Source organism: Desulfomicrobium norvegicum, from assembly GCF_900114595.1.
GTDB lineage: Bacteria > Desulfobacterota > Desulfovibrionia > Desulfovibrionales > Desulfomicrobiaceae > Desulfomicrobium > Desulfomicrobium macestii.
In genome coordinates, this window is sequence record NZ_FOTO01000001.1 from 349,799 (window position 1) to 371,195 (window position 21,397).

Genomic DNA, 21,397 nt, shown 5'->3' on the forward strand with positions numbered 1-21,397 from the left:
GCAGGCAAAAAAGGTGTCATTAACGCAACAGTTTTGCACCCGAAGCTTCTCGGACAAGACCATATCTCTTGATTTTGCGGTACAGGGTCACCCGGTCTATCCCAAGCAGCCGGGCAGCTTTCGCCTTGTTCCAGTCGGTGTTGTTCAGAGCCGCAAGAACCGCGCCCGCATCGTCACTCTGAGCCTCGGGGCGGGAGCGTCGCACTCCTGCCAACTTCATGAAATCCGTGGGCAAATCGTCATGCGTGATGACGCTCTTGTTACAAAGGACAAAGGCATGCTCCATGGTATGCTCAAGCTCGCGCACGTTGCCTGGCCATGAATATTTGAGGAAAGCCTGAAAAACATCGGATGACACGGATTTGATGTTCTTTTTGAACTTCACGTTGAACCGTTCGCAAAAATGATCGACAAGGAGGGGGATGTCCTCAGTCCGGGTGCGCAAAGGAGGCAGCTTGATCTCGACCACTTTGAGCCGGTAATAGAGGTCCTCCCGTAGAATTCCCTGGCTGACCTGCTCCAGGAGGTTCTTGTTTGTCGCCGCGATGACTCGCACATTGGCCTTCACGGTCGCGGAGCTGCCAACCCGTTCAAACTCGCGCTCCTCCAGGACGCGCAAAAGTTTGAGCTGCACCATCGGCGAGAGGTCTCCAATCTCGTCAAAAAAGATTGTTCCGCCATTTGCTTTTTGAAAGCGCCCTTCGCTGTCCTTGATCGCGCCCGTGAACGCCCCCTTGACGTGACCGAAGAGTTCGCTTTCAAGCAGGCTCTCGGGCAAAGCCGAGCAGTTCACCTTGACCAGGGGCTTATCGCTGAGATCTCCGGCCATGTGCAGGGCTTCGGCGACAAGCTCCTTGCCCGTACCGCTTTCGCCGGTGATCAGGACCGTGGTCTGAACTCCGGCCAGCGTCTTTATCAGGGCGTAGACCTTCTGCATCGGCTCGCTCTTGCCGATGATGCGGTGAAACTGCCCGTACTCCCTCAGCTTCATTTCCAGATTGGACACATGCGTGTCGTCACGCAACATCATCACCACTCCGGTGGATTGCCCCTGGGTGTTGAGCAGCGGATAGATCCTCGCGCTGACCACTTTGCGGACTCCACTCGCCGCACTGCACTCGACGCGATCCTCTTCGCGGGGCTGGCCGCTCGTCAGCGCTTCCGCCAGAATCGTCTCGAACCTGTTGTCGGTCGTTCGCGGCAACAAGCTGACTGGGTTCCCGATGTCGGCCTGGGAAAACCCGCACATTTCGCTGGCCGCCTCGTTGAATTCGATCAGCACGGACTCGTTGTTCACAGAGAGGATAGCCTCTCTGACGCTCCTGAAGATCGCTTCAAGGTTTGAGCGGTATCTCTCCTTCTCATCGTTGGCGGCTTTATAAGACAAGGCCAGGCGGGTGGCGTTCAAGAGCGCTTCCTGCTTGACGGGCTTTGGAATGTAATCGAAGGCCCCCAGATGAATGGCTTCGGTCACGGTCTCGATACCCGGATCTCCGGTGATCATGATCACCGGACAGCCCAGCCCCCTGGCTTTGATCTCACGCAGGATGTCGATCCCCGTACCGTCTTCGAGGATTATGTCCGCGAACACGACATCAAAGCCGTCTCCTGAAATTTTGGCCAAGGCGTCACCGCAACTTGAAACGGTCACCACAGCATGACCCGCCGCACGCAAAAATCGTGAAAGCGTGAACCTGATCGACTCTTCGTCATCGAGAATCAGAATTTTTCCGGTCACTAACATATTCCTTCATCTTTTTGATGAACCGGCAAATCTATTATAACGCGGGTAAACTCCCCCTCTTCACTCTCAAACCGCAGATGCCCCCCGTGATCATCAATGATCTTCTGCGTAATGCTGAGCCCAAGCCCGGTCCCCTTGCCAAAAGGCTTGGTGGAAAAAAACGGTTTGGTCAGAAACGAGAGCTTTTCGGCCGATATCCCTCCACCCTGATCCAGAAACGCCACCCGTACAAAAGGGCAGCCTTCGACCATGACGAATTCGCCGGAGATCGCGAGACATTTGTTCTTATGCCACCCCGGATACTTTTCGTTCAATGCATAGCGCGCATTGCTGATGATGTTGATGAACCCCTGCTGAACCTGCTGCAGATTTGCCATGACCTTGGGAAGGCTTTCAGGGAAGTCGAGAACAAGCTGGATGCCGTCCTTGCGAATCTGGGCCTGGGTCAGGGCCAGGGTTTCCTCGAGAATGTCCACAACCTGCGTCGCCCTTTTTTCCTTTCGTCTTTCGTGCGCATAGGACAGGAGGGATTTGACGAGGCGGCCGATGCGTTCCCCCTCTTTGAGGATGCGCGCCCCAAGATCATGCTCCATGCTTTCAGCGTCGCATTCGTTGACCAATATTTGGCCGTAATTGATTATTCCGTTGACCGGATTGTTTATTTCATGTGCGACACTTGCAGCTAGCTCCCCCAGCGACAAAAGATGACATGCATACTGCGCGTCCGCCTGGATCGCCATTTTTCCCGTGACATCGCACACCAGCAGAAGAACACTGATTACATCTTTGTTTTCCTTGACAGGAAACGCCCGTATATCCAGTACAGATTCACCATGCGTAACAATGCAAGACTTTTTTTCTCCGGTGTTAAAACAATCGATGATAACTGATTTTTCATAAAGCACCGAACAATTACCAACAAAATCATTGCAATATCTCAAAACATTATCTGATATATTTGAATTTATTCCAAACTCATTAATTATATTCGACCACAAAACTTTCATTTCTGGAGAAACAACAATTACAGTCCCACTAATACCACTCAATACAGCGTGAAACTGCTGCAATAATATTTGAAATTTATTCTCGAAATCTTCAGTAAAATCTGAACTTAGATGGAATTTTTCATCAGCTTCACAATAAGAAACATCACTTGAAATTTTTTGAATGGCTATGTCGGCGATATCTGTAAAAGGAGACATGTAAAAAACTATATGACCACTATTTGAAGACTTGACGCTGTCTATTTTAACCCGGAAATCCTGCATGTTCTTCCGCTTTAGCATCAACTCGCAACTCTGTCGCTCTCCTGTTTTGAAAACGAGATCAAGATACACCCTGAATTTTTCCATATCCTGTGAGGCAACACGCTGCCCAAAAAACGAATTGACCAGCGCGTCTCTCTCCACACCCAATTGACTGATCGCCCAGGGGTTTACCTCCCGGACGCGGCCCTGCTCGTCCAGGCTGATAAAGCCTTGGGGCGAATAATTATAAAAATCTGAATAGACCGCCAATTTATTTTCAAGGTTGTCCAGAGCCCTTCGAAGTTCTTCGTTTTGCATCATCAACGCGCTCTGCTGCGCTTTGAGCTCATTCAGCACCCTCGCATCATTTGAACTGTCAGCCTCATGAATCCGGCGGGAGAAACACTCATCCCTGCCCACCGTTTCCCTGCTGTTCAACTCAAAGAGGTGATCTTGCTTCGCATACCGTTTTGTCATGCCAACACTCTCATTATATTTCTTCTTTACATCAAACATGAAACCACCAGAAATCGTAACTGATCAGCATACGTCGGCAAAGCAACGATCACGCCAAGACGATCCCGGGAATATTATTTCACAACATCCTGATTATAAAAAAGAAATAAAAAAACCAACAGAGCTGTAGAAAAATGAGTTACAACCTGATCCGTCACACACAGCATAACCGGGATATATGACGGGCCATTTTTAAAAAGCCTGTATCACTCCTTTGAATACTTGTTCCATAAAAAAAATTTCTACGACTCATCCCGACTGCACAAAAATATTCCTTTTGTTACGAGGTATTAAAAATATTCTAATTGCTAATCTCGTGCTTCTTCAAAAGGTCGTACATGGTTGGACGGCTGATCCCGAGCGCTTCGGAAGCCCTGACGATGTTGCCCTCGTACTTGGCAAGGGCCGCCAGAACCATCTTCTTTTCAAGCATGGCGCGGGCTTCCTTCAGGGTTTTGTCCGTCAGGCCGAGACCGTTCAGGGCGTAGTCACTCTCCCCGAAGCCCAGTTCCTCGGCCGTGAGCAGGGTCGAGTCCGCGAGCAGCACTGCGCGACGCAGCTTGTTTTCAAGCTCACGGATGTTGCCGGGCCAGCTGTAGGTGTTGAGACAGGCCAGGGCATCAGGCGTGAACCCGGCCAGGGTCTTACCCAGGTCGCGGGCGATGCGATCCAGAAAATATTCGGCCAGGATGCGCACGTCATCTTCACGCTCGCGCAGCGGTGGAAGATGGATATTGACCACGCCGATGCGGTAATACAGGTCCTCCCTAAAACGGCCCTGGGCTATGGCCGCGGCGATATCGATATTCGTGGCCGCGATGATGCGCACATTGACGGGGATGTCTTTCCTGCCCCCGACTCGCTGAATGACCATCTCCTGCAGGAATCTGAGCAGCTTGACCTGCAGGTTGACGGGCAGTTCCCCTATCTCGTCCAGAAAGAGTGTTCCGTCGCTGGCGTACTCGACCTTGCCCCGCACCATTGAAGCCGCGCCGGTGAAGGCTCCTTTCTCATGGCCGAACAACTCGGATTCGATCAGGTTCTCGGGGATGGCTCCGCAGTTGATGCAGACCATGGGACCGTGCCTGCGCAGACTCTTTGAATGAATGGCCCTGGCCACCAGCTCCTTACCCGTCCCGCTCTCACCGGAAATGAGGATCGGCACGTCCGAAGTGGCAACCTTGTCGATGAGGCCAAGCACTCCGCGCATGGCCGCGCATGCGCCCACAATTCCGCAGTTGTCTTTGAGCTCGCTGGCGGCTTCATCCTGCTGGACCACGCTTTCCCGCTCAATGGCATGCAAATGAAATGCGCGGCGGATGATGACTCGCAGTTCGTCCAGATCAATGGGCTTGCGGAAAAAATCAAAGGCCCCAAGCTTGATTGCCTGCAAGGCATTCTCGCGCTCATCGTTGCCGGTGACGACAATGATCTTGGCTGAAGGCTCAAGCTTGAGCATCTCCACCAGCCCCCTGAACCCCTCTTCCGAAGACTCGACATGCGGAGGCAGGCCCAGGTCCAGGGTCACGACACCGGGGTGAAGTTTACGAAAGGTAGCCAGCGCCTCGTCGACATTGGCGGCCAAGTGAAGTGTGTAAGATTCCGAGGTAAGGCCCCACTTGAGCTGGGTCAGGACGTCCTCGTTATCATCAACGATAAGCAAATGTTCCAATTATTGACCCCACTCGCTGAAATTTTCGGCCGCAAAATATCTCAGGCTACGGCAGAAAAAAAGAAGTTTACGGAAAACATAACACACACCGACAACGCAAGTCCATACTTACTAAGCAAAAATTGCTCACAAAACCTGCCTGTCACCAATACATACAATAAATTCAGAGCCCTCATTCGGCGCACTGCGCACTTCGATGCGCCCGCCGTGGGCCTCGACGATCTGCTTGCATTGATACAGCCCGATGCCCATGCCCTTGGCCTTGGTGGACTTGAAAGGTTCGAAGAGCCCGCCCGCCATGAACTCCTTGGCAATGCCCACACCATGGTCCGTCACCCTTACAAACGGTTCGGGCTCATCCCCTACCGTGACGGATACGGATTGACCCGCCGTGGACGCCTCCAGTGCGTTGAGGCAAAGATTCAGGATCACCTTGCCCATCTCCGCGCTGTCGATCATCACCCGCACGTCCGGACCCTGGAAATCAAGGCGTTCCTGCGGCAGAGGTCGGGTGGATTCCCTTGCCAGGGACAAAAGACCCACGGGCTCGCGCTTCAGGGTGTGACGGTCGGGGAGACCTTTAAGTTGCGAGATGAGGATCTTCATCTTGCCTACCGTGCTCCCCAGGGAATCGACCATGTCCTTCTGAAATTCGGGATTGCCGATATGTTTTTGCGCGTTGTCGGCCATGAGCGAGAGCGTATAGACATGATTCTTCAGATCATGAAGCACAAAGGCCGAGACCTTGCCCATGATCTCCATCTCCCTCGACCTGGCCAACTGGTCCAGCAGACGCATGTTCAAAAGGGCCGAAGAGATGTGCCGGGCCATGGTGTCCATCAGCTCGAAGTCTTCCTCGTCGTACTCCTCCCGTGGATTGATGGGCCGACCCAGAAGCACAAACCCGTCCAGCGCGTCTTCGCGGAAAATGGGAATGGCAAAGCCGGCCCGCGCGAGCCAGGGCGAAGAGTCGTCCACATCCGCCGCGCGCAGCACGGAACGCCGGGTTTCAAGCTCCGTCACAAGAGCCGAGTCTTCCCCGAAACCACCTTCGTGAGAATCCATCTCCACCAGGCTGGCGGGCAGGTAAAGCTTGCGGTCATGATCGAAGAGAAAGAGCCCCGCACCCACGATACCGAAGGTTTCGCAGCAGGCCGACAATGCCGCCTGCTGCAGCTCGTTTTGGGTGCGGGCCGAGGCCAGGTGCTGGGTGAACTGCACCCACTGGATGCGGTAATCATACTTTTCGCCGTAAAAGTGCATCTGCAGAAAAAGGCGGATCTTGCGGCGCACCGTGTCCGAGAGAAAAACGACCAGAAGACCGAGCCCGGCCAGAAAGCTGACCACCAGCAGTACGGCCCGGCCCAGATCGTCTCCGAAAAGGCGTGCACCCTCGCCGAGCAAGCCCAGCCCGACCAGATACAGACCGGCCGCGACCAGGACCACGGACTTGAAAGCCAACCGCCTCGAAAAGCTGATCCGTACTTCGGGGCCACGCCGCAGGTCCGAAAACCACATCATGGCCGTACCTAGAAGCAAGGCCAGGGAGCGCAGGCCCGCCAGACTCATGTCGATGGAACGATGCAAAAGGCTCTGGCTGTAATAGAGGATCAGGGCAGCCAGAATGCTCACGGCCCCCAGAAGAATGAATTTGATCTTCCAGCGACGGTGATGCACGGCCGCCGCCAGCGTGGCCTCGATGTTGAGCAGGGCCGCGACGCAGCACACGGCAAAACCGATATAGAAATAAAAGCTTCCCGGAAGGAGAAAAAGTAGACCCTCGGTCGCGAAATCCGGGGCAAAATAGGCACCCTGCGCGGCCAGATACCCGGCCCAGGGCATCATGAGGCAGGACAGGAGGATCAGCGCGCGCTGCGTTCCGGGCAACCTGCCTTCTTCGTAGTTGCGGGCAAAAAGGGCCGTGAACCAGATCCAGGCCGGCCCCAGGGCTCCTTCCACCAGCAGTCCGGCCATACGCCAGGCCTGTACCGATTCGGGGTACAGGAGCGTCAAGAGATCCAGCGCTTCCAGTCCGGCAGACAGCACCAGCGCCACGGCCAGGGCTCCCGAGGCCCGCGACCGATCGGCGCGCATGACGCCAAGCAGCATGCGCGCGGCAAATCCCACGGCCAGGATGACGGCACACAGGGTTGTCAGAAAGGAAACGAAGGAAGGGGTCATTAAAGCTACTCCAGCTACTCCAGATTGCCCGCAAGCGTTGCCGTATTGCCGAAAGGATCCATCAATTCCAGCCGCCACGGTTCCCCCTTGTGCACTTCCCGCTTGGGGACGAACACGCAGGGCCTGGAGGCAAAGCGTTCGAAGACATGCTTTGCCCCGTTTTCCTCGGCTGCAACGCGGCCAAGGCGCATCTGGGCCAGGCGGGGTTCATGGGCGCTCGCCCCCAAATCCGCCATGACCAGATATCCCTTGCCGTGCTCCGCATCGCGCGCCTGCGCCACGCGCACGTTTTTGTCCCAGGTCAGACCGACCAGGCCGCCCGGCTTTTGCGGTTCAGGCGGCAATCGGTACAGAGGATCGCCCACAAAACTGGTGATCCAGCCCATATGGACCTGATTGCTGAGCAGAATCTCGCCCACAGGGCGGCCTTCACGCAGGGCCGGATAAAAAACCGCTTCGTCCCAAAAACTGTGGCTGTGAATATGGGGCGTCTTGCGCGGGTCGACGCGAGCCGAACCGGCCGTCATCGTCACCCCTTGCCTCAAGAATTCGTGGAATCGCGAATCCTTCATGTTCCAGCCCTGATTCGACTGGACAAAGGCCGCAATCCCTCCGGGAAGGAATACAGGGCTTGAGTTGAAGAATCCGCTCCCCGGGGCCAGTTTGAAAAGGTCAAGCCGGACCCTGCCTTTGGGGTGCTGGAACAGATGCCTGTATCCCAGGTCCCAAAACGGCTTGGCCGGAGTCCGGTCACCGATCTCTCCGACGCGTTCCGGGGCTTTTACGAGAGGCACATCCGCGAGCATGCCCATCTCCGGACCCGCATGCCTGGATGCATAGACGGCCCGGTCCACCAGTTCCATGGCTTCAAGGGGTGTCTGTCCATCTATGCGCATGGCGAAAAAGAGGTGACGATCCGGGCGAAGGGCTCGCTGCGCGGATGTGAACCGAGGCGAACCCAGCCCGGCCTTGTTCCCGCCTTTGCGGTAGGCCGCCGGGTGCACGAAAGGATTTAGATCCGCCCCCTGAAGCGGCATGGACATTCGCGTGCGGAATATAATATTCGTGAAAGCGCTTTTCTTTGGAGCCGGAGCAAAGCGCATCGGCTGAACCTTACGTTGGTGCAGGCTCTCGAAATCGTAGTACATGAGCTGGAGTCGCTGACACAAATCAATCGCAGATCCATAATCGCGCAACTGCGGGCCAACGCCGGTGGCAATGCCGTACGGAGCCGCAACGGTGAGGGGCAGCCCATGACAAACAACTATGTACAGGACATGATCCTTCAGCAGGGTTCCGTCGGGCCTGGCATTGGCGGGATCTTCCAGAAACGCCTTGATCGGAGCCTCCACCAGATCCAGGTAATTTTGGTCGTCACGAATACCGTCAAGACCCGTGGCGTTCCATGACGCCTGTAGAATGTCTTTGTACTCGGCGCTCCACTCGTGAACGTCGCCCTGAGCGTCCGCGCACCGGGCCGTGGCCGTAAACGCCCCCTCCATGAGGAGCCCGCCCAGGGCCCTGATTCGCCAGTCCCCGTCTTGCTGGACCCGCACCTTGTCGGGATGAAGGCTTGCGCCGTTCTCGACCAGCATGAAACGCGCGCGACTTGATCTCTCGTCGGACTCGATTTCAAGTCCGAGGGTGCTGAGGTTCCACGGGACTTCGGTCTTGGGCAAGACCACCTCCACCATGCGACTGTCGCGCATCTCGCAGCCGCTTTCGACACGTTTGGAATCGCGGGACCGATACAGGACACCACAAGCGTTGTCCGCGCTGCGCTCCTCAAGATGATCGCCGGAGAGTACGTTTCCTGACGACCGGCCACCCGTCAGCCCCAGCAGGTAGGGCCTCTCCCCGGTGACCGGATCGGTATGCATCCGCGCATAGTGCTCGGCGACCGCCAGCGAATCCTGCGCAGCGGAGATAAGGGGATGCCGCTCTCGCCAATCCGCATTGTAAAGGACGAGGACCTGCGAGGGCGATACGCCGGCCAGGGGCTCTGCACATGCCAAACCATTGCAGAATGTGAGCGCGCACAGGATGAAAAGGAGCGCGGCGAACAGGCGATATGTGATTCCGGGCACGGCAGGCCTCGAAATGTTCATGTTCATGAGTCCCTCACAAATTTCTAGTTTGGCAAAAAATCGCGAATGACCGGATAGAAATCCCGCAGAAAACCTTCGATCCGTCGCTCCGCCTCCTCCTGGGCGCCATCTCCCTGCACGGAAATCCTCATAAAGCTCTGATCCCGGCGACGGTGAAACATGGAGCCTGTAATCTCCGCAAGTTTCAGGGAAAGCTCATCCGACATGGTCTTTCCGCGCATGGAGAACCAGTAGTAGATGACCTCCCGGTTATTGCCCATGGCGTACACGGCCTGGACCAGATTTACCGCTTCCCTGCCCAAATCCAACGTCACGTGCCTGGAGGACAGTTCCGTCCAGCCGCCGCCCGGCAGGCAATGCTTGGGCGAGTGTATCCTGCCCGAATCGGGTCCGCCGTCGAAAAAACTCAGGTACATGTCGACGGTCGAGCCATCCTCCCTGGCATAACGCCGGGAGAGATAATCCGTCGGCATCAGCACCTTCACGATGTTTTCACTTAAGTTTGCCTGCCCGATCATGCGCCAGCCCGCATGGCTGGCCGGAAATTCCTCGAAGGGCCGCCCCGGGGGCACTTCGAGATCGCGATGAAACGCCATGTACGTTCCGGCCCCGGCCAAAAGCAGCATGATGAAAATAAAACGGAAGCGAATATTCATGACCACCTCTTGAGTGCTGCGCCCAGGGCCACGAACATGACCACCGCTGCGAAAAAGACGAAGAATCCCGCGAATTCATGGAAAAAGCCCTCGGCTGCCGCCGCCCCGAAATATTGGGCCAGAACCCCCGTGGCGATGACCCGCAGGCAGTTGGTGAAAACCGCGATGGGCAGGGTCGAGGCGATGAGCACCACCCGGTCCCGGACCGAGGAGTGCAGCACGAATGCGTACGCCGTGCCCAGGGCCAAAAGGGACATGATGGAGCGCAGTCCGCTGCAGGCATCCGCCACCTCAAGGGTGATGCTTGGGAACATGAGGATGTTGCCTTCCTGCCAGATGACGATGCCCATGGCCTTGAGGGCCAGGACCGAAACCTTGGTCACAAAGAGTTTCAGGGGAAAGGCGGCGGCGTCATAGATAATGTAGGGAATCGGGATCATGAGCAGCAGATAGGCCAAAGGGGCAAGGAGAATCCCAAAAATCTTCCATCCCAGGATATAGAGCACCGATCCCGCGATGATGACCACCAGGGAGGCGCGCATGGTGAAGTATTCCGTGCCCAGCCAGCCGAAAAGAAGCATGGCCAGCCCAAAGAGGATGAGACCCATGCCGGACTCGGCCGGCTTGACCTCCGCCTCCAGGAGATCGTCCCGGCGCATGTAGACCAGATACCCGGCGATGAAAGGCACAAGAAAGCCGTGCGAGTAGTTGTCGTCGGCAGCCCACTGTCTGACCATGGGGACGACGATCGGCCAATAGACGACCCCGGCGGCAACGGCTAGAAAAACAACCCAGATGATCAGATTCTTTTGATTCTTCAAGAGTTCCATTCAGCTCCCCTCATCCGATGTTCACGTTCCAAAGGTCTGTCTTACTCCCAAACCCCGTCCAAAGCCTCCCGGTGCGCACCCCGTCCGACCAGGCTGCACACCTTGCGAGCGGCCTGGCAGGCGGCCCAGCCTGCCAGAGGAAAAGGATCGAGCAACTCAAAATCATCCATGGCCGCGAATCCGGATAACACCGCGTCCGGCCGCGCGGCGCTGGATCCGGATAAAAATGCATGGGCTTTTCGCATCATGTCTCCGCCCAGCCACCGCGTGGCGACCACCGGCGGGTTCAGGGGCGCACTGAAGTCATTCTCGCCCATGGCGCATTTGTAATAGTAGTAGGGAAAATCTATGCCCCGGGCGATGCTCTGCCCGACCGAACCCCAAAAACGCGGATTGACGTCGATGAGAAAACTCTTGTTCCGGACCTCGTCATGAAGAAAGTCCGCCTGACACGGCCCGGTCCATTGCAAATCATCAAGGAGGGTCTTCATCGCCGCCGTGGCATCGGGAAAATCCCGGCTAACCCGGACCGTCGGTTGGCCGTACGGGTGGGGATAGGTCTGCACGGTCCAATATGAGTCCGCAGCGACCAGGGCCCCGTCGCGGTAGAGCATGGCCACTCCCGCAATAGGACCTTCGATTTTCTCCTGAACGAGATAGCGTTCCGGGAGCACGTCAGTCCGCCCGGCCATCATGCGCAAGGCGGACTGGCTGGATACTTCCATCACCGACCACCCTCCCCCCCCCTGCTTGGGCTTGAGGACGGCAGGAAAATGAAAATCGGGCGGCAAGCCTGAAGTGACTGCGTCTTTGAGTTCCACGGTCAGGGGCATGCTCACCCCGAGACGCTCCGCAATGTTTTTGAGAGAGCGCTTGTCGTGCAGGCTGATGAGATCCTTGTACTGCGCCATGAAGATGCGCACATGAGGAGCAAGGACGGCGCGATGACGCGCCACGAAATAGGTTTCTTCCAGCACAGGGATAAGAACGTCGATTTTCTCCTTGTCGATGATCCGAAGAATGTCTTCGACAAAGCGGGCCTCATCCACAAAGGGCGAAGCGTACACATGTCTGCCGGCGGCATGACGCGACCAGAATGACATGGCGAGCGGATCGGAATCCGCCATGACCGCCTGGATGCCATGGCGACTTAAATTCTTGCAGATGCAGTAGGCAACACGAGTGCTGGCCGAAGTAATGAGTGCGCGTCCCACAGTATCTCCATTCTACACATTGAGATTAATTTTAAGAGCACTATTCATGAAGCTATCTTCCTTGCCAAAGAATTCTTCATAGACTTGAGAAAAGAGAACGTGCGCGAATTCTTGTCAAAATAATTTTTAGGATTTGAATAATAATTCAAAAAATACATACATCTTCCATACTGGCCGAGCCTGTCTTGAAGACCCTTCACATACGTATTCTTACAAGGATTACATGTTCCGCACGGCTTGGAAAAAAATGTTGGGCGGTGACAAAACCATGAAAGATCCAGTATGTCCGCAAAATCGTGTTCTGTCGCTATTCTTCGCATGTCCACTTTATAAATGTCCGTTATCGCGAAAACAAAATGATGGAAAAGATCATAGACAGGCGTTCCTTTAAATTTTGAATCGATAACGCGATATCCCTTTTCATCTTTCGATAAATAATTTGCAATGACGGAACGGCAGCCGACAACAGAATCAGAACGTTCAATAACCAGCTCAATTTCCGACAGGCCGAATTGATCGGCCCAGATGGACAACCACTCGTATTGCCCACCCAGTCTCTCTTTAAGTCCTGCATAACAGGCGGATAAATGTATATTTTCACCCACATCTGTTTTGTCAAAATAGAGTGTCGGCAACAGAAGATCACTCAATTCAGGATATTTTTGCTTCAAGGTACGCTTGATGTTGCTCATCGCCTTGAACTCGTGGACAAGAGACCAGCGGAACGGATCAATTATATAGTATGTCTGTACAGGACATTTTTCCACCACGACAAGGTAAAGCACTCTGAATGTCGAGTCCCACCCGCCAGTCCATAATACTTTCTTGACTTCACTCATTGATCCCTCTTCACCAGTATAGAACTGATAATTTCAGCATGTTACCAAAATTTAACCCATCTATTCTTCACAAGCCGCAGCACTATCTCCACAGTAAACATTTTCGTAAACATATGACCACTTTTGTCTCCACTGAGCAATTCTATCAAATTTTTCCTGGAAACATATTTTGATATTTCAAGATCATGACCGTGAAAAAACGCATCAATCCATGATCCACAATCCTTATTCAGCCATGTCTCCCAATCTTCGAGCGGGACCTGATTTATTTCTTTATTCAATGTATTGCGAATCTTATGGTTAACCCTGTACAGGAAGTGAAATAAATCTCCCCCCAGGACAAAATCGGGACGCGCGCTGACAATGGGTATTTTTGCAAGGTGCGGAGCTTTTTTCGCCAGCAGATAGGACTGCATGACCATTTCGCAGCGCGAGCCGCGACTATGCTCGGGCAAAAACTGGGAATAGCTCAGCATGCTGAGTTCCGAAGCGAAACCGTACTCTATGATTTTCGTATCGTATGCAGGAACTCGCCACGTGGTGAAGTTGTCTGCGATTTTCATTTCCCCGCCAAAATATCTCGCACCAATCATGTACAGGCTATATGAAAAATGATGAGCGCTGGACGTAAAACTCCCAAATCTATCAGCAAGTAAACAATTAGTTTCTATAATATGATCAGAAAAATTACCAATGTCATCTTCAAATATATCTCCCCATGAACCATTTTGAAATTCTGATGTCTTGCCTTCAAAGAGGTCGTACACGTCTGGAGAAGTCAATGGATGCCATCCAGCATGTCCACGCAGCGCACCCAAGGCAACACCACTCAGGGTAAGCGGATAATTCGTCCCATTTTGCGTTATCGAGCGATACACGTGCAGCAATGTGGCCCGTTTCACCCCTTGTGTTCCGGAAGATACATAAACAGTGTCCAGCATAAGTTCAGGCAAACCGGCCACGAATTCCTGATCAAACAAAACCTCCTTGTGCAACGTTCCGGCGCTGCGGGCCACTCTTGCCGCACGGATCAGATCCGACGTACCGGGAATCCCGTAGGTGTAAGTTGTCATGTCCGCACCGGTCGGCTTGAAACCCAGCACTGTCCGTGCATCCCAACCGGCTGTGATGGGGCATGCCATCTGTGTATTTTCAAAATAAAGAGGGAATCTTTCCGAAAAAACTTCCAAGGCTGCTTCAAGTGCCTTTTTTTTCTTGAGAAGCGGCGTATGCACCTTGAATTCCGATGCATAGGTGAATATTTTGTACACAATTGAATCTTGCAGCGAAAACTTCATCACCGTGCCTGCAGAAGCTCTGTTTACACCTTCTAGAAAACTTACGTTTGAGACTGAAAAATTGTAATATAAAAATTCCCATATCCATTTCTTGCTGACATTAAACACATCCAGCTTGCAAAAAGACGAGACCTCAGACCCTATATATAAATTTCCGGAATCAATCCCCCAGTAAATGGGATACTGGCTTCTTCTGTCGGTCAATACAAACACTTCATTTTCAATATTATTTACTGCGATTATCCCATACATGCCCTCGAATTTGGATAATTCATAAAATGATTCCCGGCTGAGAGCATCGGATATGATCTCAATATGATTCGAAGGAATATCAACCACATCCCCTACTATGAATATCTTCCATTTCAAATTCTCATAAAAAATTGAATATTTCATTTCCGGTGAAGGAGTTTTTCCAATTCTGATGCGAAAATTCTTTCCTATGAAGCTTGAGAGTGTACGTGTACGGCAAGGATTCAATGTTTCATCGACATCATGAAAAAGAGAATCCTGATTCAAGCATTCTTCATTGCATCCGAAGCAACTAAAAAATGAGGACATATACACCTCGATCTATACATACATGAATTTTCAATCCAGCTCTTTCATGTAAAGTCATGTCCTGCCTACTCTCATTGCGGAAGATAGGGACCTTCAAACACACCCTGTCCAAAGGTCGTTACAATGATTCGTGTCATGTCCGAAGGATCAAAATTAATGCTTTGCACCGATGCAGCAGGAAATTCCGAATAATGCCGCCAAGTCGCCCCGCCATCCTGGCTGTAGAGCAAACCGTTCCTGGAAGTACCGGCATAAACCAACCGGGAATTTTGAGGATGAAGGGCCACAGCCATGGTTTGCTCGTAGTTCTCCCCCCGGGCCGCTTTTTGAATCATCTCGTCGGTCAGGACATGCGCCCAGGAGTCTCCGCCGTCCGTCGTCTTGTATATGCCGCCCTGCATCCAGTGCCCTTCCGAAGAGCCGGCCGAGACGTACATCACGTCTTCGTTTTCAGGGTCCCAGGCGAAATTAGTGGTCCACCAGACAAGGTTGACGCCACTACTGATTGACTTCCATGTTTCGCCGCCATCCATCGACTTCCAGACGCCGCCCGGAACCGTGAAAAAATTATTCTTGGAGCGCAGCCCTGTGATGAGGCAGTACAAATTTCCGCTCTTCGGATGCACGCGTAACCGGTAGATATGCAGATTTGGCGCAACGCCCGGGCCCGGTGAAATTTTTGCCCACGACGTTCCTCCATCAACGGACTTGTACACACCCGCTTCGTCATCATCGCCTTCCCCATACACACCGGCATAGAGGGTTCGCCGATCAGGAGGCGACGCGGGATCGAGAGTCACGGTGGTGCAGACCTGTTTGGGCAGTCCGGATGAACTGCCCGGCTTATAGGGAACCTGCCAGCTCAGGCCGCCGTCCGTGGATCTGACCACCCCACCCTGATGCCCCCGATATCCCGATTTGGTAACCGAAAGATTGGAATGGTGCGGAATGTCGTGACGGGCGCTCACCGCCGCATACAGCACGTCCGGCACATCCGGATCGTTGACCAGATCATAGAACGTGTTCCTCCAGGGCGAACCCTGCGCCGTCCATTGCCAGCTTTTTCCGCTGTCCGGCGACCTGGCGAATCCGATGTCCGTGTAGGTGATGTAATGTCTGGCCGGGTGATGGGGGTCGAAATGATAGCCCCAGGCGCTGGTCACCTCCAGCCCGATGCTCCGGTAATGCGCCGACTTCTCCGGCCCAACGACGACCTCTGTGGCCATGCGCGGATGCCATGTCTCTCCTCCGTCCCGGGTGCGATACAGTTCGCCCTGCGTAACGAGAAAGGCTTCCTCGGGCTTTCGCGGATTGACCGTAAAACCCTTGGGCGAGATCAGATAACTCCATTTCAGGGAGTCCTGAATCCAGGTCGGTTCCACATTCGCCTTCCAGCCGTATTTGCGGGCGAAATCGGCCATCCTGAAACTCGGGTTCCAGCTTTGGCCGCCGTCAATGGAACGAAGCAGGTTGATGTTGACGTTTGATCCGGTCTGGGCGGCATAGACGACATCAGTCTGCCCGGGGGCCATGACAAGATGATTTTCGCCCCCATAGGGTGAATGCGCGAGGGCCCAGCTCGATCCTTGATCCGTGGAGCGGATGATGCCGAACTTGTGCAGACTGGCCACCATGAGCGAACCTTTGTCCGACACCGCGCCAGCAAGCCCCATGGCAGGGTGCCCCTTGATTGCCCGCCCGTCGACGACCACGGGAGACGTCGTCCACGTCTGGCCCCGGTCACGGCTGCACGCGACAGCATCCGGGTCCGCCATGGCGCAGAGGACCTCGCCAAGGATGACGGTCTCGGATGTCTGCCTGTCCAGCACCTTTTTCCAGGTCGCGCAGTCGTCATCAGTGCGCCACAGCCCGCCCTTCGTGCCGACGAGAAGAACATCCGGCGAGCCGGGAATCGCGGTCAGATGCAGAATCGCGTCCTTCCCCCAGGGCATGCCGTCCACCTTGGGCCACGAGCGTCCCTGGTCCGTGCTGACCCGCAGCGCGCTCTTCCCCGACCGCCAATAGATGCGATCCTTGAAGAACACCGGGGGCGTGGAGAACTGCATGAAGCGAAAGCCCTGGGTGTAATGGATCAGCTCCCACCGCTCGCCACCGTCTTCCGAGCGGTAGGCGCCGCCCATGTCGGTGACCAGAAACATGAGTCCCTCGTCGTATGGAGAGATGGAGATGACGTACATTCCGCCCCCGCCGCCAATGCCGCGCGGGGAAAACACTCCCGTATTCACCGTTGCAAACGATGACGGCGCGGACATGCCCATGATGACGAACACGGCCCAGAACATCAGGCCATACACCACGCAGCCACCATGCTTTCTCCCTTCCATTATTCGTGACACGATTCGTCCCTCACCCGCCCAAGCATGGCTATCTTCATTTTTTCCCAGTTTTCGACCGTGAGCTTCCCGCCTCCCCGAAAGAGACGCGCCAGGCGGCTTCCGCCCCGCACCTCCTCCAGAAACAGCGGCAACAGCCACGGCCCGAGATAACGAAACCCAATGCGTCCCTCGACTCCCGGAGGCCCCACACGGGAAAAACGAAAACACCCGTTCTCATCCAGGGCCGCCGGCCGGAGCCGTTCCCGAGACCCCACCGTGGTGCCGACATAATACCCGGATGCCGCGTCAAACACTTCCTCGGTGTACCCGCCGCCGGGCCAACAGAAGAAATCGATCTTCTTGTGCAGGTTGTCTTCAAGAACGGCCTTTGAATCCGCAAGTTCCCCATGCACCCGGAGCATGAACTCATCATGCGTCTCGACGCTGGTTTGCTTCCAGGCTTTCATCATTTCGTCGGCCATGCCGTGCAGATCACGCCTCCAGTCCGGCCCGTCGAAAAATGATCTCCCCATCGAGGCCACGACTTCGCGCAGCGCCCGGCCAACGCGCTCGTCGGGACGAAAAACGGGACCATCCATGGACTTGGCGTGTTCATAAACCGGCTCGCCCCAGACGCCCGGATCGGATTTGAGCTTCAGATAGCCCCACTTGTCCTCGGGACAGGCGTTCCAGTCCATCCAGTAATATGTATCGCCCGGATGCCGGAAATCCACGATCTTCGGCCCTGAGGGATACCAGGTGTGCGTAATCCCGTGGGACTGGATCTCCATGACTCCGCTCTGCTCCAGGGCGCGCATCTCGCTCCAGGACAAAAAACCGGCGCTTGGCAACCGGGCGCTTTCCGGACGCGTCGGATCGAATTGGGGGCGGGGCTTGACGGCGGGGTCGACAAAATCGGTTGAGACGAAAATCGTGCCGCAAAAACCGTGCTTTTTCAGCAGAGGCGCGGCAAAGACCCAGTTGTCCAGATAGCCGTCGTCAAAGGTCAGGGACACGACCCGCTCCTGCTCAAGGCGACCGGCCAGTGCGATGTCCATGTACTCGCGCAGAAAAACGGCGCGATACCCGAAACGCCTGAGCGCACCGAGTTGGGCGTCGAAGAGCTGCCAGGGGACCGTGAGAAAATTCCAGGCCCAGCGTCTGTCGGGCACTCCCACGGTGTGAAACATGACGGAACTTGTTCCGGGTCGCGACATCACTGCACCTCGCATACGATATACCTGTGTTTTCCACCAATTGTGCGTGGGATTTCATCCACAAAGCGGACCCGCAGCCGGATCTCGCCCTCGTGATCATGTGCGACGCATTGCGGCAGGGCATTGAGCTGCATCGTGGACGCTTCACTCACGCCCTCCTTGCATTTGACCAGCAGTTCCACTTCCCCAGGCACGGATTGCCTGAACTGGAATGAAAGAACGCCCTCTATCTCCTTGATGATCTTGACAAAATATGCGCCGTGAATCTTGCCGCCGCCTGCGGCGAGCATGTAGTCATAGACGCGGCCGATATCCATGCGAATGAGGGGAAAACCCCGGCCGCAGGAACAGCCATGGGAGAGCGGGGTCGCGTAATCGCCGATCTCGTAGCGCAGGAGCGGCATGGTCCGATTGGTGAGGCCGGTCACGACCAGGCGCTTCAGTTCCGCACCCGGCTCGGGCAGGAACTCGGCATAGGCCGAATGCGTCAAAAGATGCATGCCGCCGTGCTCGCACTCCACCGCGATGCACGGCACCTCCCTGCTCCCGTACTGGTCATGGACCCGGCACCCGAACGCCTGCGCGATGAGGGCGCGCTGATGGTCATGGAGCTTCTCAGCCGAGGTCATGACCGCGCACACGCTCGAAGGCTTGCGTCCGCAGGCCAGGATGTGTTCGGCCAAATCGCTCAAAACGGAGACATAGCCGTACACGAAGACCCTGCGAAAACGCGCCAGAACCTCCAGCCAATCATCCATCTCCTTGCGCCCGTAGCGGTAGGCGCTCAAGGTCATGGACCCTGAAAGCCATTGCTTCAGATCCACCGACGGCCGCGCAGTCCCCTTATCCCTTGGATTGCCCCAAATGTTGACGATCATGTCGGAGGGCTTCCATCCCGCGAACGTGAGCCCGAGCATGAAGCTGCCCTGCATGGCATCGAACACGTCCATGTCCTGATAAAATCTGACAGGCTCCCCGGTGGACCCCCCCGTGGCGTTGTCCACGCGGCGGGAAGCATCGGATGCGGACGAAAGCATGCGCGGCAGGCTTTCGCGCAGATCCTGCTTGGTAAGAGTCGGCAGACCGGCAAAATCCTCGAATGTCCTGATGTCGCTCGCCTTGAGGCCGAGTTCGTCAAAAAGATCGCGATAGAACGGCACCGTGCGGACGGCATGATCGACCACCTGGACAAGCCGGGCCAGTTGCCGCCGCCGCAATTCCTCCACGGACAGCCGTTGCAGGGCGACGCCTTCACGCATGAGCGCATAGCGCCTGCTTCCGCGCAAGGAGTGCATCGCCTGGCGCATTAGACCTATCATGGCCGCCTCCCCGCATCCGCATACAGCTCTGCATAACGCTCCACCATCCGCTCATGCCCGTATTGCCCATGAATCAGGGCCTTGCCCCGCGCCGCCATGTCGGCGCGCGCAGCGGCGTTCTCGACCATCCATGCCAGCCCGCCGGCCAGGGCCGTGACCTCCCGAGGTGCGACAACCCTGGCCGTCACGCCATCCTGCACGACCTCGCCGATCCCCCCGACATCGGTGGTGAGCACAGGCAAGCCCGCAGCCATGGCCTCCAGGACCGAGATCGGCATGCCCTCGCGCATGGAGGACAAAACAAAGACGTCCATGAGGCCAAGCAGGGCCGGCACGTCCCGACGCATGCCCGCCAATTGGACGAATTCGCCAAGGCCAAGCTCGCTGATCAGGGATTCGACGCCCGGCCGGGTCTCGCCGTCGCCCACCAGCAGGAGACGGACGCCGGGATGTCTGCGCCGGACCTCGTCAAAGGCCCGCAGCAGGCCGGGGTGATCCTTGGCTTCGCTGAACCGGGCCACATTTCCGAACACCGTGATGTCCGGCCCTCCCCAGCTCTCGGGCAAAAGCCCGCGCGTTTCAGGGCTTGGCGCCGCTTGCGTGAAACGTCCCAGGTCCACCCCGTTGGGGATGACCTGAATCCTGCGCGTATCGATGCCGACGCGTTCGACCATGAAGGATTTCAAATTCTCCGAAACGCAGGTGACCGCGTGCACAAACGGCGCGCAAAGGCGCACCACGCGCCGCAGCATGGGTTGCTGTTCGAGGGAATGCTTGGCGTGCTCGGTGTACACCACGCGCACACCGGCCAGCAGCGCCGCCGGGAGTACGAAGGAGAGAAGATAGCCGGCCTGGACGTGCGCCACATCGACCCGCTCGCGGCGCAGCACGCCCGCAAGAGCCTTCCAGACCGGGAAACGGCGGGGGGAACTTGACGAGAGCACATGCCAGGGCAACCCCTGGGCCTCGATGGCCGGGATCAGCGCGCCGGTGCCGCGCACCAGCCCGCACACCGAGCCCCGCACGCCCGCCTTCTCCAGAATGGTCAAGGCCAGGCTCTCGGCCCCTCCGGGGGCCAGGGAGACGACGCACTGCATCACATGGAGCTTCACGGGCGCTCTCCGATGACTTTGGCGGGAACGCCGGCAGCGATGCTGTACGGCGGTATCGGCTTGGTCACCACGCTGCCGGCCGCGATGACGCAGCCCTCGCCCAGATCGGCCATGATGATGGCGCCGTTGCCGACCCAGCAGTCCCGCCCAATGGTAATGGGCTGGAACTCCCCGCCCTGCAACCGGATCGGGATGTCCCGGGAGTCAAAACGGTGCTGGTTCTTTCCGCCGGTTACCATGACGTAGGTGCCGATCATGCAGTCAGCCCCGATATGGCATCGGCCGATATTGGCGCCCGTGCTGAAGGCCGTATTGTGGCCGATGCGGATATCCGGAGATGAAAACGTGGTCAGAAATCCAACAGCACAGCTTTGCGGACACTCGTTCATCGCAATACGGTAAAACCCCCCACGAATATACGAACCCAAAAATCCTGGAAAAAGAGATAAAAATTGCGACATGCTTATAAATGCGCCGTTTTTTCCGACAAAATAAGATCCAATCCGATATATGACATACGGAATTATTGCGATAACGAGAAAAG

15 protein-coding genes are annotated in these 21,397 nt (G+C 55.8%); all 15 read right to left on the reverse strand.

Annotation, left to right across the window (positions count from 1 at the left end):
* Positions 1-19 precede the first annotated feature (19 nt).
* Positions 20-1,738, reverse strand: a complete 1,719-nt coding sequence (locus tag BMZ24_RS01620; RefSeq protein WP_092188602.1) for a sigma-54 dependent transcriptional regulator — start codon at positions 1,736-1,738, stop codon at positions 20-22.
* Complete coding sequence (locus BMZ24_RS01625; RefSeq protein ID WP_092188603.1) at positions 1,738-3,510, reverse strand: PAS domain-containing sensor histidine kinase; 1,773 nt, start codon at positions 3,508-3,510, stop codon at positions 1,738-1,740. The genes BMZ24_RS01620 and BMZ24_RS01625 overlap by 1 nt, the downstream gene beginning before the upstream one ends.
* Before the next feature lie 301 nt (positions 3,511-3,811).
* Positions 3,812-5,182: a PEP-CTERM-box response regulator transcription factor gene (prsR, locus tag BMZ24_RS01630; protein WP_092188604.1), complete on the reverse strand. Its 1,371-nt coding sequence runs from the start codon at positions 5,180-5,182 to the stop codon at positions 3,812-3,814.
* A gap of 126 nt (positions 5,183-5,308) precedes the next feature.
* Positions 5,309-7,363: an XrtA/PEP-CTERM system histidine kinase PrsK gene (gene prsK, locus BMZ24_RS01635; RefSeq protein ID WP_092188606.1), complete on the reverse strand. Its 2,055-nt coding sequence runs from the start codon at positions 7,361-7,363 to the stop codon at positions 5,309-5,311.
* A gap of 14 nt (positions 7,364-7,377) precedes the next feature.
* Positions 7,378-9,477, reverse strand: coding sequence for a hypothetical protein (locus BMZ24_RS01640; protein WP_092188608.1), 2,100 nt, complete (start codon positions 9,475-9,477; stop codon positions 7,378-7,380).
* A 17-nt stretch (positions 9,478-9,494) separates the two neighbouring features.
* Complete coding sequence (locus BMZ24_RS01645; protein ID WP_092188610.1) at positions 9,495-10,127, reverse strand: exosortase C-terminal domain/associated protein EpsI; 633 nt, start codon at positions 10,125-10,127, stop codon at positions 9,495-9,497.
* A complete protein-coding gene (gene xrtA, locus BMZ24_RS01650) occupies positions 10,124-10,957 on the reverse strand; it encodes an exosortase A (RefSeq protein ID WP_092188612.1) in 834 nt (277 codons plus the stop codon). The genes BMZ24_RS01645 and xrtA overlap by 4 nt, the downstream gene beginning before the upstream one ends.
* A 41-nt stretch (positions 10,958-10,998) precedes the next feature.
* A complete protein-coding gene (locus BMZ24_RS01655) occupies positions 10,999-12,171 on the reverse strand; it encodes a carboxylate--amine ligase (RefSeq protein ID WP_161949004.1) in 1,173 nt (390 codons plus the stop codon).
* Between the two features lie 44 nt (positions 12,172-12,215).
* Complete coding sequence (locus BMZ24_RS01660; RefSeq protein WP_092188614.1) at positions 12,216-13,010, reverse strand: hypothetical protein; 795 nt, start codon at positions 13,008-13,010, stop codon at positions 12,216-12,218.
* A gap of 41 nt (positions 13,011-13,051) precedes the next feature.
* Positions 13,052-14,827 (reverse strand): asparagine synthetase B family protein, encoded by a 1,776-nt coding sequence (locus tag BMZ24_RS01665; protein WP_143077808.1) that lies wholly within the window; start codon positions 14,825-14,827, stop codon positions 13,052-13,054.
* 113 nt (positions 14,828-14,940) lie between these two features.
* Positions 14,941-17,226 (reverse strand): sialidase family protein, encoded by a 2,286-nt coding sequence (locus BMZ24_RS01670; protein ID WP_143077809.1) that lies wholly within the window; start codon positions 17,224-17,226, stop codon positions 14,941-14,943.
* On the reverse strand, positions 17,214-18,422 hold the full coding sequence (locus BMZ24_RS01675) for a polysaccharide deacetylase family protein (RefSeq protein WP_161949005.1): 1,209 nt from the start codon (positions 18,420-18,422) through the stop codon (positions 17,214-17,216). Before BMZ24_RS01675 ends, BMZ24_RS01670 begins: the two co-directional genes overlap by 13 nt.
* Positions 18,422-19,741, reverse strand: a complete 1,320-nt coding sequence (locus BMZ24_RS01680) for a phenylacetate--CoA ligase family protein (RefSeq protein ID WP_143077810.1) — start codon at positions 19,739-19,741, stop codon at positions 18,422-18,424. Before BMZ24_RS01680 ends, BMZ24_RS01675 begins: the two co-directional genes overlap by 1 nt.
* Entirely contained in the window at positions 19,738-20,853 is a 1,116-nt protein-coding gene (locus tag BMZ24_RS01685; RefSeq protein WP_092188623.1) for a glycosyltransferase, read from the reverse strand. Before BMZ24_RS01685 ends, BMZ24_RS01680 begins: the two co-directional genes overlap by 4 nt.
* Entirely contained in the window at positions 20,850-21,110 is a 261-nt protein-coding gene (locus BMZ24_RS20065) for an acyltransferase (protein WP_228644881.1), read from the reverse strand. The genes BMZ24_RS01685 and BMZ24_RS20065 overlap by 4 nt, the downstream gene beginning before the upstream one ends.
* Between the last annotated feature and the right edge of the window lie 287 nt (positions 21,111-21,397).

Bases quoted from the DNA above. Each gene is read 5' to 3' on its own strand.
- BMZ24_RS01625 (WP_092188603.1), bottom strand. From the start codon at position 3,510: ATGTTTGATGTAAAGAAGAAATATAATGAGAGTGTTGGCATGACAAAA.
- prsK (WP_092188606.1), bottom strand. From the start codon at position 7,363: ATGACCCCTTCCTTCGTTTCCTTTCTGACAACCCTGTGTGCCGTCATC.
- BMZ24_RS01640 (WP_092188608.1), bottom strand. From the start codon at position 9,477: ATGAACATGAACATTTCGAGGCCTGCCGTGCCCGGAATCACATATCGC.
- BMZ24_RS01645 (WP_092188610.1), bottom strand. From the start codon at position 10,127: ATGAATATTCGCTTCCGTTTTATTTTCATCATGCTGCTTTTGGCCGGG.
- xrtA (WP_092188612.1), bottom strand. From the start codon at position 10,957: ATGGAACTCTTGAAGAATCAAAAGAATCTGATCATCTGGGTTGTTTTT.
- BMZ24_RS01660 (WP_092188614.1), bottom strand. From the start codon at position 13,010: ATGAGTGAAGTCAAGAAAGTATTATGGACTGGCGGGTGGGACTCGACA.
- BMZ24_RS01675 (WP_161949005.1), bottom strand. From the start codon at position 18,422: ATGTCGCGACCCGGAACAAGTTCCGTCATGTTTCACACCGTGGGAGTG.
- BMZ24_RS01680 (WP_143077810.1), bottom strand. From the start codon at position 19,741: ATGATAGGTCTAATGCGCCAGGCGATGCACTCCTTGCGCGGAAGCAGG.
- BMZ24_RS20065 (WP_228644881.1), bottom strand. From the start codon at position 21,110: ATGATCGGCACCTACGTCATGGTAACCGGCGGAAAGAACCAGCACCGT.